This is a genomic window from Comamonas odontotermitis, from assembly GCF_014207855.1.
Classification (GTDB): Bacteria; Pseudomonadota; Gammaproteobacteria; order Burkholderiales; family Burkholderiaceae_C; genus Comamonas; species Comamonas odontotermitis_A.
This window is the reverse complement of record NZ_JACHKZ010000051.1, coordinates 1-10,859: the sequence shown is the minus strand read 5'-3', so window position 1 is coordinate 10,859 and position 10,859 is coordinate 1. Positions and strand designations below refer to the sequence as shown.

The window sequence follows — 10,859 nt, the reverse complement described above, 5'->3', positions numbered from 1 at the left end:
CAATGACTTCCACGAGTTCCACGGCGTCAAGCTCGTAGTCGGAGAGAGCAATGCGCTAGTTGCCAAGGATGGGACGCGGGTTCTTTTGGTCAGCTGAGGTCTGCCAGTGCCCGATTACAGGCCTCTACGCGATCAATGATCGGCAGCAATAGAGCCCTGATGTTGCTTGAGTCTTCGCCCGTGTTCAGCATTGGAACAACGGTGTCGCGTAGCTCTTGCAGTGCTTCACGCTTGGCTTTACGCAACACCGTCTGCCTTCCAATCAGCGCCATCTTTTCTGTGTCGCTCGTGTCTGGCAACATGAGCAATCTCAGAATGGCAAGTCATCTTCTGGCGAGTTAAATCCGCCGTTCGCTGGGTGGCCTGCGGGTGGTTCGCTGTAGCCATGGTTACCTTGGCTGGACTGCGGAGCGGGTCGATTCCTCAAGGGCCGATCTGCAATGTTGGACATGATAGTCGCCAGTTTCTTGGGTTGCTTGGCGCGATCCATGATCTCGGCAGCAGTGAACTCGGTTGCGGCTTCAAATGGAGCTGTCAGCTCCAGACGCCAACCAGTTTCGCCTGTCTTGCGACCATCGCGCATCTTTTCGTACTCGGTCTTTTGCAGAACCAAGCCAATGGGCCGATTTACCAGTTCTGGAAATACCTCGGCAGATTCCTTGAGGGTTTGCTTGGTTTCGTAGTCGAAGCGCTCAACTTCACCTTGAGCCACAGTGACTTCCTTGATCTTCATGCAAGCCATGATTGCATTGATGGTCTTGAATCCCATCAGGTGCTCGTTCTGGGCATTCATTGTCCAGATGTCAAAGCGAGTGGTTTGCTTCGAGTCGGACTCGAAAGTGAAGCCCACGCCGTGTGTTCCCTTGTTGGTACTGACCAACTTCTCGGCTCGAATGAACTTTCCTTTGTACTTTCCGGTTTCGGTCAGAAAGCTGCTGAAATTCTCTGCCTCGCGGGCTGCATTTGCGTCGATCTTGTACATGGTGTTTCCTTGCTTGGTTGCTCTTGGGATTAAAAAACCGCCCTGTTAGGCGGTTGCTGTGAGGCCGTAGAACTCGCATATCTGCTTGTCCACCTCGGCTAGATCATTGGGGATGTGCTGATCCGCAAACATGCCCATGGGAGACTTGCAGCAGTCCTGACCATTGGACTGGGTGGCAAATAGGTACTGGCTGTTGATCACCTCTGTGCGCAGAACGATGGTGAAATAGCCTTCTGGCACGATCATGCTGTCCACCATCTTGCCTACGGTCTTCATGCGGATCTGCCCAGCCTCATCGGTCTGCGTGTGCGTGAGGATGTACACGCGGCGGTGATCCGCCAGTCGCCCAGCGGCCTGGAACACCTCCCATGCATTCTTGGCAATGTCAGTGAACTTGTCATAGCCGCGCTCAGCACTTCGACTGATCAGTTCATTGATCAGCACCGCCTGGTAGTCATCAATTACCACGATGTCCTGGGTGCTGCCTTGAAGCACTTTCAAGATCACGTCTGGCTTATCGGTGCGAACAACATTCCCCTCTGGAGTTGCCTTGGTGCAAGGCCTCCAGTCACTTGCGCGAAACGGCAAAGGCTTGTTAATGCACTGGATCAGTAGGGTGGATGCCGGGTCAAGATTGCGCAGGCTGGTGGATTTGCCGCTACCTGAGTTGCCGAGAATCATGGTCGCTATGGACATGGTGTTTCCTTGGGGGTGCTTGGTTAGAAAGGCAGTGCTGCGCGCTCTGCAGAAGTCAGTCGGTCAATTCCGCTGGAGAAGGTGAATGTTTTGAGCAGTGGTCGGCGCAAAGGTTGGTGGCGGACATACATCCCAGCCAATTGCTTTAGCGCAGGGCTGCTGTTCTTCACGCCCTGTTTGAGCACCAGGCTCAGCGCTTCTACGCGGCCGGGCAATTGCTTCTTGCGAGGGCTTGTTTGCATAGCGCGTCCTTAAACAATCGCGCCCGCATATACAGCGGCCGCACAAAAAGAAAGCGCCGTGATGGCGCTCCAGAGAAAGGTGTGGAAGATGGTTCTCAAGGCTTGGCCTCTGCTTTCGGGGTTCCTTTGCGGGCCGCGCGACGCTGCGAGCGACAAAGCGTCTGCAGCTCAAGCGCCATCTGTTCTTTAAATGCCTGGGCTCTAGCCCTGTCGGCATCAGCCCTTGTTGGATACACACATCCTGCATGCATAAGGCTGTAAACCCATGCGTAAGAGGTTGGATTCATGATTTCTTCTCCTGCAGCGCTTGTAGGCGCCGGTACTTGTCGAATGTCTTGCGGATGTCAGTTGATACCGCAGGGGTGTAGCGGTTGGCCTTCTGTCCTGGCAGTGGGCAAAGAGGGCGGTTGGGCATGGTGAGCATTGGGTAGTTCATAGCTGCTTGACCCTCACTTTCATTGGTTGACCGTCGTCTTGGGAGAGGACGAAGCTCCAGGCTTGCCAGTCGTCTGCGAACAGGCCTTCGTGCTTGGTGTCGTTGATCGAGATGGAGTAGCGTTTCATTTGGCCTCCCTGGCTTTGAGCATTGCATTCGCCCAGGCGTAAGCTTCTGCTGCGACCTGATCATGTGTTGCATTGACAAGCGCCCATCCACTAATTCCGTTCGCTTGGATTGGGCCACCAGCGTTTGCAAGCATCCCCTGCAGTGCTTTGCTGGCAAAGTAGTCGCGCATGGTCATGCCGCCTTGTGCCAGTGCTGGCTCGTACTCTTCGGCCCCGCATGGGTCAACTCGCACGCATCGCAATTCGACAACCTGGCCGAATGCCGGACCGCCTGTGTTGATTTCTTCCATCTCACACCTCCTTGTGTTTGGCGAGGGCGGCGCGGGCCTCGTCGTACGCGGCGCAGGCGAAAGCTATGCCCGCCGGTGCATAAGATGCGTCTTGCATTTCGCCATCTGTTGGGAAGTGCAGGAGCACTGAGTTCAGCGCCTCCCGTAACTCCCTATACCCCTCCAGCAGCTCCCGAGGGATCAGGCCGCACTCAGCCATGACTGCTTGAGCTTCTTCATTCACGCGCAGGTATGCAGCGACAGCCTCATTTGCAAATGCCGCGCTCACATCACCTTGTGCATCGCCGTATTCGAAATACCCGTGCTTTTCGTTGAGTGCTTGCACCTGTTGTTCGCCCAGGTAGGACTGCTTCTCACTCGTCATCTTCAATCCCCTCGATCTGGTTGCATGTCTTGATGAATCGATTCCCAGCACATGGATAGTTCCTGTTCAACCGCTCAGCCGCCTCTCGAAGCTCATAGATCAGCAGTTCGACGTTGTTCTCAAGAACTCGGATACGCTCATCTCTGGCTTCTAATACTGGGTCTGGTCTGTCGTCGTAGTCAGGCTCCATGCCATCCCATCGGGCCTGAGCACGGCTCAGTGCGTAGTGGTTGGACAAGTCATTCATTGGCTTCTCCCCATACTTGATTGGTCATCCGTGAACCACGCCAAAAACCGTCTTCATGCAAAAACATGCCCTTGCCGGTCATTTCCTGTTCTGTCATGCAACGGCGGTCTTTGCCGTGTTCTCCAGTGCGGTGTTTGTCAAAGGCAGCAGTGCTGTTGAAGAAGCGCTTGCAGCCTTGGCACTGGTTGCGGTCGCCTCGAAGTACCTTGCTCATAAGCGCCTTTCAGGCATAAAAAAGCCACCCGGAGGTGGCGAATCCAGCGTGGTAGTGCTGGAGTGTGTTTGTGGTTGACTACTGAATTTGCTCGGTGCGTCCGGCATGCCGAAGCACTTCGCCATAGGCGCCGATGGTCACATGGTCATCGCGATGAACGTGCAGGGCCTGCTTGATGGCGGTTTCGGCGTTGTTCACATAACGATCATGCTCATCTTGTAGCGCCTTGAGCTTTGCTTTCCATCCTCGCTCAATTTCATCCATGCGTTCGCTGGCAGGTGGTGAATAGAACGCCATGCCGTAGTTCTCATGGCCGCCTGAAACCGAATCCGCGAGGTAGGTCAGTTGCTCATGTGTCAGGGCCAGCTCGCATTCGTCGGCGGCGATGCTGATGCATTCTTTCCAGTAGTCCAAATCGGTCATGGCGGTTCCTGGGAGTGTTTGTGAATAGATTTGCCAGGGTTGGCAACATCTATGAATGAAGATGGTGGCCGGTTGCTTGTCCGGCTTGCTTCCGCGTGTTGTGGGCCCGATCCCCGCGTGTGCCCGCCAAGGTTGATACACACGTCGTTTGGCTGGGGGTTGCCTGTTTCCCGGTTTTTGATGGAAGGCCGGAACCTTCTTTGCCGTGGGCGGTGTCCCGCTGTGGCCGCTTCCAGTTCCCTAGACACTCGCGCATCGCAACTGCGCCTTCACCATCAAGAAAAAGAGCGGATCACCCGGTTGGCGTATGTCGGCGGAGGTATCTCGGATTACCTTTTCCCGCGCCCGGTTGCAGTTTTGCTCTACCGCGCTCTTTCATGATGGCCCTCTGTCGAGGATATGAGTACCCAAAGTATCAAATCATCTGAAATGATGCTTTTGGGTTGCTTATGTGGTTGCCTTGGCGATAATCGCGGCCGCATTGGTCACTGCGCTGTACTCCTTATCGCGGTCAATAGATGCAACTGCATGGAGGGCAATCAGTGCCTCCAGGATCTCTGGCGCCATGGCAGCAAGTTGAGCATTTTTTTTCATTTCTGCATCCCACTTCGCGTCCGGGAACTTCCGCCAAATGTCTTGGAACAAAAGGCGAGTTTCACCTTGGTAAGGGCCTCTGATTTGTATTCCTGCTCCCGGAACGTCGGACCATACCCACGGCCCCGGCGTGTGCTTCGCTTCCATCTTCATCCTTCCGCGCCTGTGCGCATAAATTGAAAACGCCCTGAATAGGGCGCTTGGGGGTTAGCGCTCCGCCTGCGGCAGCGCATCGCTGGCTGATTCCCGCACCTCTTGGATGAGGTGTGCAAAGTTCAGGATGTCGTCAATCGGGACAAGCACCGAAGGTTGATCTGCCTTCAATATCTCGACGTGTCCATCGGTTCGGGCACAGAATGTTGTTTTCGAAACTTGAACAACTTGAGGAATGGGGTTTGTCATGTCAGTTTCCTATTTCTATATCTACAAAGACAACGCCAGCCAGTGGCGGTGGAAGTTCAATGCCAGGAACGGCAAGACGATCTCAGTGAGTTCGGAGAGCTATCACAACCTCGCCGATTGCGAAAACTCAGTCCAAATAATGAAGCTTGAAGGCGCTGCCGCAGTTGTCATTGGTGATGACAGCTACGACAAGCTTCGAAAACGTTGACACCAAATTCGGCACGCGCTCTTGTGATTTCCCTCTGATGTCGCCCAGAGGGGAGCGCCGATTGCTCGGTGGACTTATTGGTCTTTGGATTTCATGCCGGTGGAGGTTGGCATCGTTTGACTCTTAGTGTCTATGTAATCAAGTAAAAGTGCCACCGCTTCTTTGACTTGATGGTGTCGCAATCCCGCAATAAGGTGCACCAAGTGCGGCTCTAACTTCTTTCGATAGTTGGACAGTGATGCCGCTGGTGTGTGCTCCGCAGTGATTGGCGTGAGCATCGAGTCGTCGATGCCAAACGCCTTTATGACCATATCTGCGGCTTCACATCTTGGGCAGCCATCCTCATGGCCTCCACACAAGATGCGGGACTCATCAACGCACAACGTAATTGCCTCGATTAGCTCCATGTCTTCGCTCCCAGAAATCAGCAGGGCTCTCAACATGAAAGCCCTCTTGATTTCTCACCCGAGTTGCGACCCTCGGGGCGGGCTGGCATCTTTCCAGCTCCCTTGCTTGCGCTCGCGTTCCCGGTAGTACATCGGCTTGAGCGCTCCCTTTTGGTCTGCCGGGGTGCACAGGGGCAGGGCGATTCTTAGTCGCCGTTCATCCTTCGATAGCGCCAGAGAACTGATTGGGTGGGGTGGTCTATCTGCGATACTTGTTACGGGAGCTGCGAACTCCCGCTGCGCCAACGCAAGGCGCTTAAGGTGACGCCGACTCGGAAACCTTGGCCGCGTGATGCTGACAAGATGAAAGAGCCCGCGAGGCCGATGCAGCGAAGCATCCTAGGAAGGCATAGCTGCCGCGCTAGCAAGGGCGCGCTACAAATACTCAGCAGGATTAACCGTCCTGTGGCCACAGGGCTTTCAAGGTATCAACCATGAAGACCCAAGTGAAGGTGATCGTCAAGATCGACATAGCTAAGTGCATCACTGCAATTTGCTTTGTCATCTACCTACTGACGATGTGACCTAGTACGGAGCAGGGCGGGCAACCGCTCTGCCTCCTGCTGAAGCATCAAGACCACCCCAGCCAATCGATTCTCTGCGCAAACTTTTAAGGAGGTAGGGCGCTAGCTCGATCACTTCACACCCATCGCGTTCTGCAACTAGCTGCGCTCCACTGGAGCTAGACCTTCCTCTTGCATCGAGTCGGTTCAGGGGCCGGATCGCTACCCCTTCGGTCGTTTCGCGGTTGTTGCTGCGATGGGTGAATATTAGGACTAGCTAATTGTCTTGTCAATAGGAGTAGCTAATAAATTTCCAAAATTAGCTACAATCCCTCATGACCGTCACCAACACACCCACGAAAAAGCCCACCACTGAGGGTGGGCGTTGTGAAGTCCGGTGGGGCTTTAAGCTGCAGTAGCTCGCTTCCCGTACACCTTCTTGCAGTACTCAAGCCAGTCATCGATCTGCTCCATCTTCAGTACTGGCATGAGTCGAGAGCTACGAGCATTGACGACAGCACCCAGCAGAATGGCGTTCTTTTGGTGCTCAGGGGGTAAGAGGTCGTAGACCTTTGATAGCCATGTCGCATAGGCAAGGCCAACATCTCGAATTTTCGGCAACTCAAGATCAGGAGCCCTCATCTGGGCGAAGATTTCCTCCTTAGTCGTTGACATGGATTACCCCACCTTCACCTCAAAGTAAGCCTCCTCGACCGCGATGTCTCGAAAGCCTGCCTGACGCGCCTTGTCGTAGGCGGTCTTCCAGGTGGCGGCTACCTTCTCTTCTGCCTTGGAGATGGTTCCGCCTTCTGATGCATCGCTGAACAGCTTGAATGCGCGTTTCAGGGCCTCGTCATTGGGAAAGGACTTGCGCAGCTCGCGCTCGAAACGGGCCTCTGCCTGGCGCTGGTGTTGTGCTTCAATGCTAGATGGGCAGTCTTGCAGTTGCACGCTGATGATGGCTTCCATGACACACTCCTGTACTGGTTGGGAATACAGTGGAAGTGTGCCAAAGCACTGTTTATTTGTACAGTTATTTTTGTGCCATCCAACAAAAAACCGCCCAGAGGCGGTTGTGTTGTTAGCCAGCGAAATCTAGGCTTCACGCTCTTCGAGCCAATGCGATCCGGCCCCGTAAACCTCATTGCCCACTTCTACGAGAGTCTCAAGCATGCAGCGGTTATATGCATTGTCTGGATGCCACAGGCCTGCGAATACGGGGTGTCCCATTTGGTCAAACCTTCCTGCAATTCGCCAAGCGACACGGATCTCTGCCATGCGCTTGGCGGCAGTGATTGGTTCTAGCTGTTCGATTGCATCCATGACCCGATGGTACAGGCAGGGCAAAAAAATGCCACCGCTAGGGTGGCAAAGGTCACAAGAAAAAGCCGATCCTAAAGTTAGGGCGTCGTGCAAGCCAAGAGAGAGGGAGGGAGGAGAGCACGAACTCGGCAAAAATCACTGACACAATAGTAGCGTGAAGCTATGTGTCTTGGGTTTTTGTTTGTCACTTCCGCGCAACCAATAGGCGAAAAAAAGCCCGCTTCATGCGGGCTATAACGTGGTTTTCTCCAATGTGCTTCTCCATCTCACCTCTCTGAAGCAGTTGGATGATAGTTGCAAATGATATGCAATTCAACCTCAATTGTAAAAGCAAATGTAAGTTGAAGAGGTGAATTCGCTGCCGTCTAGGCGGTTGTGACAAAAAAGGAACCCACTCAATGCGGGCTCAGTCTTGGACTCGTGAAGATGTGCCTCTTCTCTCTCCCTCTCGAAGCGAAGCAATCATAAGTCAAATATATCGACAATAAATCATTGATTGTTCAACTATTGTAAGCTGCGTGTAAGGCAATTACGATTCTTTGCTCCACCGGAGCGAAAAAAGGCCCGCATAGCGCGGGCCAAGTACTTAAAGCACAGGGTGCCTCCGCTCCCAGAGGCAAAGTGATGGTAGGGCAGGAGTGGGGATAGCGCTTTGCTCTGGGTCAAGGTCAAGACGTAGGCAAAAGAAAAGCCACCTGGTGGTAGCCTTCAGCAAATAGACTTACAGAGTGCGAGAAAAATCCGCGCTAGGCGGGCTGAGAAAGTGGCTAAGGAGCTTACGCTGAGCGCTTAAATCGAGGCTTATTTGCTGGAATGGCCTGTTTTTCTTTGGGCGCGTTCAGTTGCAGAATCTTGTCCAGAGCAGGTAGCGCAGCAGGATCCCTGGCTTTGAAATAGATTGCAGCATGTCGCGGCATCCACACCTCTGCCATCAATCGACGGAACGCCCCTAGATATTCAACTGGGTACAAGTTGGCTTGCACTTCACGGCCATCTGGGAACGTATGCGTGTATTTCCCCAGGGCATCAGTATCTACGCCGTATTCATCGCGCAGGTGCTTGCACAACAATTTGGCATGCGAGATATCTGGCATACACTTCTCTGGCAGCCTGTAGCCATTCGCCTCCATTGGCCCAACCAGAAAGTTGGTCATTTCCTGCAGTACAGAGAAGGATCCGAGTGGAATTTTGTTCTGGTTGAGCAAGTGGCGCTCCAGGTGGTAGGGGAGTTTAGTTGCTACTCCTTTGCCACTCATCCAGTCGAATACCCACTTGGATACTTGTACGGCGAATTGGGGCGATAGCCACTGGGCCAGATGAATCGCTACCTGAGGATGTATCCAGGTTCCTTGGGTCACATTTGCACCCCTAAGTACTTGAATTAGTTTAGATATCGGAATTCCGACATCCGCTGACAGCGCCTCCATGAAGTCTTCTGTGCCATCGTTTTCACGATAATGGCCGAATTTCTTTCCAGCCGCCTTGCACATTGCGGTGGCATTGATGTACCCATCGGAAGCGCGCTGCTCCACGATAGAGTTCTGAACCTGATGAGAAATCAGGGCTAGGGAGTACTGATGGTCTGGCATGGCGTTTCCTTAACGCATAGGTTGCCATGCAGCTCTGTTTTACACAAAAGTTGATGCACGGCAGTGCTCAACCCTGTATACTTCAAGGCTGCATAAGAAAGCAGAAGCGGTTCTTGTCAGGGATCCACGCAACTGCGCTTGTTTGCTCAAAGTGATCGGCTATCCAGAAATGGATGGCCGTTTTTCTTTGTTCGTTGCATCTTGGGCGCTGAACAGGCATCCAAAGACACGAGCACAATCATAGCAGAGTCCGTACACAGAAAAATGTGGTTAAGTTGATGGAATAAATTTGTACACAAGTCTGTGGATAAGTGAAAAAAGTATGGCTTTTCACCGGACTTAGCTGGAATGAATATTTTAAAGAATTTACTGAGTAAATTTTAAGCGCGTGCACAAACTACTGGAAATCTGAACAGGCTGAGCATCTATACAGCCAAATTTTCATATTGTGATTTGCGAGTTCGCATTGCAGAGGCTGGACTTCTTGACTTTTGGCTGCAGCAGGAACATGAACCGAACATCAAAGAGCCACTCATGGTGGCTCCTTTTGTGGTTGGATGCTAGTCATCCAGCCTTGACAGTTCGTCACTGAGATCCTGCTATCCACCGCACATCCTCAAAACCACCCCAGCCTAAGCGCGCAGAACAGCCCCGCCCAGAGCATCACCAGGGCCACAAACGCCGCCTTGATGTAGCTGGGCCAGCTCAAGAGCACTTTCCAGATATTTTTGTTCTTCCAGGCCATTTGTGGTGAGGGCGTTTCTGGGGCTTGCAGTCAATTTGTGAAGGCTGTATCATTTTTGCCGAGTCCTTGAGTGCAAACCAATGATTCACCTGAAAGCCCTTGCGAAACTCCAGTCGCACGGGCTTTCTTTATTTAAGAGGCTAGATTGACCTCCAGCCTCACCAACCTCTGAGCCAGCGTCTCAGCGTCATAGAGCATGGCTTCTCGTAGTGTCGTGCCTACACTCACAGGCCCGTAGTACACATTGAACGCCTTTGGTGCTGGTTGGTAGTGCCTGGCAGCCTCTCCAATCACATCAGCAATAGTGGGCTGCCACACCTCCCCAAGCAGCTCCCGGCCATCCAAGATCCTACCGTGGTACTCGCCTTGGTCTATCTTCTCTATGCGGAGGGTGGGGAGCATGGGTTACTGCTTGGCCGTCTCAGGAGCTGGAGCCGCTTCCGCTGGTGCAGGTGATGTAACAGTTGGCGTTGGCTGCGCCTCAGCAACCTTGCTGACAGTTGCTTCTACTGGTTTCTTGGCTTCCAGTGTGGGAGTGCCAAGATTGCATTTCTTCTGGATGGCGGCTTGCTGCAATGCGTCGTGTTCGCCCTTCAGCTTTGCATACTCAGCTTCTTGCTGCTTGGTTCCGCCGAGGGCGAAGAGGGCTGGCCAGAACAAAACGATTCCGACACCAGTGATCGCCTTGTCGTTAGACGCTGCCTCATCCAGGCGCCCGCCCAACTGAGTCACCTTCCCCGCAAGCCGTGCATTTTCTGCCGTGATCTGGTCGCAATCGTACGTGTTGTATTGCATGGGCGATACATAGGACGCCGCAATATCTTTAGATGCTGTTGAGCAGCCAGACAGAGCCAATCCAGCGCAAGTTACCCCTACCAAAAACTTCTTCATGCTTTTTCTCGTAACAAAAAGCAGAATTCTATCGGTTCAATCGGCTTTGTTGCACAAATCCGGGCCGCAGCGGTAGTAGGCTCGGATGATGAGTGAGACGAACTGGGGTCGGCGCAAGTACCGCACCACAAACTGG

20 protein-coding genes are annotated in these 10,859 nt (G+C 53.2%); 2 read left to right on the top strand and 18 right to left on the bottom strand.

Annotated features, from left to right (window positions below; translation table 11 throughout):
• Window positions 1-89: 89 nt before the first annotated feature.
• From HNP33_RS20525 to HNP33_RS20495, 9 genes are all read right to left on the bottom strand, one after another.
• Entirely contained in the window at window positions 90-302 is a 213-nt protein-coding gene (locus tag HNP33_RS20525; protein WP_184711719.1) for a hypothetical protein, read from the bottom strand.
• Window positions 303-310: 8 nt separating this feature from the next.
• Complete coding sequence (locus HNP33_RS20520) at window positions 311-982, bottom strand: hypothetical protein (RefSeq protein ID WP_184711718.1); 672 nt, start codon at window positions 980-982, stop codon at window positions 311-313.
• A 45-nt stretch (window positions 983-1,027) separates the two neighbouring features.
• Window positions 1,028-1,678, bottom strand: a complete 651-nt coding sequence (locus tag HNP33_RS20515) for an ATP-binding protein (RefSeq protein ID WP_184711717.1) — start codon at window positions 1,676-1,678, stop codon at window positions 1,028-1,030.
• A 23-nt stretch (window positions 1,679-1,701) separates the two neighbouring features.
• Entirely contained in the window at window positions 1,702-1,920 is a 219-nt protein-coding gene (locus HNP33_RS20510; protein ID WP_184711716.1) for a hypothetical protein, read from the bottom strand.
• Window positions 1,921-2,203: 283 nt separating this feature from the next.
• Window positions 2,204-2,335: a hypothetical protein gene (locus tag HNP33_RS21250; RefSeq protein WP_267906737.1), complete on the bottom strand. Its 132-nt coding sequence runs from the start codon at window positions 2,333-2,335 to the stop codon at window positions 2,204-2,206.
• Window positions 2,336-2,352: 17 nt separating this feature from the next.
• Window positions 2,353-2,484 carry a hypothetical protein gene (locus tag HNP33_RS21245; protein WP_267906736.1) on the bottom strand — a complete coding sequence of 44 codons (132 nt, stop codon included), beginning with the start codon at window positions 2,482-2,484 and terminating at the stop codon, window positions 2,353-2,355.
• Window positions 2,481-2,774 (bottom strand): hypothetical protein, encoded by a 294-nt coding sequence (locus HNP33_RS20505; protein ID WP_184711715.1) that lies wholly within the window; start codon window positions 2,772-2,774, stop codon window positions 2,481-2,483. Before HNP33_RS20505 ends, HNP33_RS21245 begins: the two co-directional genes overlap by 4 nt.
• A gap of 1 nt (window position 2,775) precedes the next feature.
• Complete coding sequence (locus HNP33_RS20500) at window positions 2,776-3,138, bottom strand: hypothetical protein (RefSeq protein WP_184711714.1); 363 nt, start codon at window positions 3,136-3,138, stop codon at window positions 2,776-2,778.
• Window positions 3,128-3,385, bottom strand: a complete 258-nt coding sequence (locus tag HNP33_RS20495) for a hypothetical protein (RefSeq protein ID WP_184711713.1) — start codon at window positions 3,383-3,385, stop codon at window positions 3,128-3,130. Before HNP33_RS20495 ends, HNP33_RS20500 begins: the two co-directional genes overlap by 11 nt.
• Window positions 3,386-3,440: 55 nt before the next feature.
• Here HNP33_RS20495 and HNP33_RS20490 point away from each other — a divergent pair, with 55 nt between their 5' ends.
• A complete protein-coding gene (locus HNP33_RS20490; RefSeq protein WP_184749505.1) occupies window positions 3,441-3,677 on the top strand; it encodes a hypothetical protein in 237 nt (78 codons plus the stop codon).
• On the opposite strand, the gene HNP33_RS20485 is transcribed toward HNP33_RS20490, so the two are convergent.
• From HNP33_RS20485 to HNP33_RS20475, 3 genes are all read right to left on the bottom strand, one after another.
• A complete protein-coding gene (locus HNP33_RS20485) occupies window positions 3,678-4,022 on the bottom strand; it encodes a hypothetical protein (protein WP_184711711.1) in 345 nt (114 codons plus the stop codon). It abuts the gene before it with no gap.
• Between the two features lie 447 nt (window positions 4,023-4,469).
• A complete protein-coding gene (locus tag HNP33_RS20480; RefSeq protein WP_184711710.1) occupies window positions 4,470-4,763 on the bottom strand; it encodes a hypothetical protein in 294 nt (97 codons plus the stop codon).
• 60 nt (window positions 4,764-4,823) lie between these two features.
• Window positions 4,824-5,018, bottom strand: coding sequence for a hypothetical protein (locus tag HNP33_RS20475; RefSeq protein WP_184711709.1), 195 nt, complete (start codon window positions 5,016-5,018; stop codon window positions 4,824-4,826).
• On the opposite strand from HNP33_RS20475, the gene HNP33_RS20470 reads away from it, so the two are divergent.
• Window positions 5,017-5,226, top strand: a complete 210-nt coding sequence (locus HNP33_RS20470) for a YegP family protein (RefSeq protein WP_221452159.1) — start codon at window positions 5,017-5,019, stop codon at window positions 5,224-5,226. The genes HNP33_RS20475 and HNP33_RS20470 overlap by 2 nt on opposite strands.
• Window positions 5,227-5,300: 74 nt before the next feature.
• Here HNP33_RS20470 and HNP33_RS20465 read toward each other — a convergent pair whose 3' ends face one another.
• From HNP33_RS20465 to HNP33_RS20440, 6 genes are all read right to left on the bottom strand, one after another.
• Entirely contained in the window at window positions 5,301-5,669 is a 369-nt protein-coding gene (locus tag HNP33_RS20465; protein ID WP_184749503.1) for a hypothetical protein, read from the bottom strand.
• Window positions 5,670-6,580: 911 nt separating this feature from the next.
• Window positions 6,581-6,850, bottom strand: a complete 270-nt coding sequence (locus HNP33_RS20460; RefSeq protein WP_184711706.1) for a hypothetical protein — start codon at window positions 6,848-6,850, stop codon at window positions 6,581-6,583.
• A 3-nt stretch (window positions 6,851-6,853) separates the two neighbouring features.
• Window positions 6,854-7,144 (bottom strand): hypothetical protein, encoded by a 291-nt coding sequence (locus HNP33_RS20455; protein WP_184711705.1) that lies wholly within the window; start codon window positions 7,142-7,144, stop codon window positions 6,854-6,856.
• 1,130 nt (window positions 7,145-8,274) lie between these two features.
• Complete coding sequence (locus tag HNP33_RS20450) at window positions 8,275-9,087, bottom strand: KilA-N domain-containing protein (RefSeq protein ID WP_184711704.1); 813 nt, start codon at window positions 9,085-9,087, stop codon at window positions 8,275-8,277.
• An 877-nt stretch (window positions 9,088-9,964) separates the two neighbouring features.
• Window positions 9,965-10,234 carry a hypothetical protein gene (locus HNP33_RS20445; RefSeq protein WP_184711703.1) on the bottom strand — a complete coding sequence of 90 codons (270 nt, stop codon included), beginning with the start codon at window positions 10,232-10,234 and terminating at the stop codon, window positions 9,965-9,967.
• A gap of 3 nt (window positions 10,235-10,237) precedes the next feature.
• Complete coding sequence (locus HNP33_RS20440) at window positions 10,238-10,723, bottom strand: hypothetical protein (protein WP_221452158.1); 486 nt, start codon at window positions 10,721-10,723, stop codon at window positions 10,238-10,240.
• Window positions 10,724-10,859 lie beyond the last annotated feature (136 nt).

Coding starts and splice junctions, on each gene's coding strand:
- HNP33_RS20525 (WP_184711719.1), bottom strand. CDS start 302: ATGTTGCCAGACACGAGCGACACAGAAAAGATGGCGCTGATTGGAAGG.
- HNP33_RS20520 (WP_184711718.1), bottom strand. CDS start 982: ATGTACAAGATCGACGCAAATGCAGCCCGCGAGGCAGAGAATTTCAGC.
- HNP33_RS20515 (WP_184711717.1), bottom strand. CDS start 1,678: ATGTCCATAGCGACCATGATTCTCGGCAACTCAGGTAGCGGCAAATCC.
- HNP33_RS20510 (WP_184711716.1), bottom strand. CDS start 1,920: ATGCAAACAAGCCCTCGCAAGAAGCAATTGCCCGGCCGCGTAGAAGCG.
- HNP33_RS21250 (WP_267906737.1), bottom strand. CDS start 2,335: ATGCCCAACCGCCCTCTTTGCCCACTGCCAGGACAGAAGGCCAACCGC.
- HNP33_RS21245 (WP_267906736.1), bottom strand. CDS start 2,484: ATGAAACGCTACTCCATCTCGATCAACGACACCAAGCACGAAGGCCTG.
- HNP33_RS20505 (WP_184711715.1), bottom strand. CDS start 2,774: ATGGAAGAAATCAACACAGGCGGTCCGGCATTCGGCCAGGTTGTCGAA.
- HNP33_RS20500 (WP_184711714.1), bottom strand. CDS start 3,138: ATGACGAGTGAGAAGCAGTCCTACCTGGGCGAACAACAGGTGCAAGCA.
- HNP33_RS20495 (WP_184711713.1), bottom strand. CDS start 3,385: ATGAATGACTTGTCCAACCACTACGCACTGAGCCGTGCTCAGGCCCGA.
- HNP33_RS20490 (WP_184749505.1), top strand. CDS start 3,441: ATGCAAAAACATGCCCTTGCCGGTCATTTCCTGTTCTGTCATGCAACG.
- HNP33_RS20485 (WP_184711711.1), bottom strand. CDS start 4,022: ATGACCGATTTGGACTACTGGAAAGAATGCATCAGCATCGCCGCCGAC.
- HNP33_RS20480 (WP_184711710.1), bottom strand. CDS start 4,763: ATGGAAGCGAAGCACACGCCGGGGCCGTGGGTATGGTCCGACGTTCCG.
- HNP33_RS20470 (WP_221452159.1), top strand. CDS start 5,017: ATGTCAGTTTCCTATTTCTATATCTACAAAGACAACGCCAGCCAGTGG.
- HNP33_RS20475 (WP_184711709.1), bottom strand. CDS start 5,018: ATGACAAACCCCATTCCTCAAGTTGTTCAAGTTTCGAAAACAACATTC.
- HNP33_RS20465 (WP_184749503.1), bottom strand. CDS start 5,669: ATGTTGAGAGCCCTGCTGATTTCTGGGAGCGAAGACATGGAGCTAATC.
- HNP33_RS20460 (WP_184711706.1), bottom strand. CDS start 6,850: ATGTCAACGACTAAGGAGGAAATCTTCGCCCAGATGAGGGCTCCTGAT.
- HNP33_RS20455 (WP_184711705.1), bottom strand. CDS start 7,144: ATGGAAGCCATCATCAGCGTGCAACTGCAAGACTGCCCATCTAGCATT.
- HNP33_RS20450 (WP_184711704.1), bottom strand. CDS start 9,087: ATGCCAGACCATCAGTACTCCCTAGCCCTGATTTCTCATCAGGTTCAG.
- HNP33_RS20445 (WP_184711703.1), bottom strand. CDS start 10,234: ATGCTCCCCACCCTCCGCATAGAGAAGATAGACCAAGGCGAGTACCAC.
- HNP33_RS20440 (WP_221452158.1), bottom strand. CDS start 10,723: ATGAAGAAGTTTTTGGTAGGGGTAACTTGCGCTGGATTGGCTCTGTCT.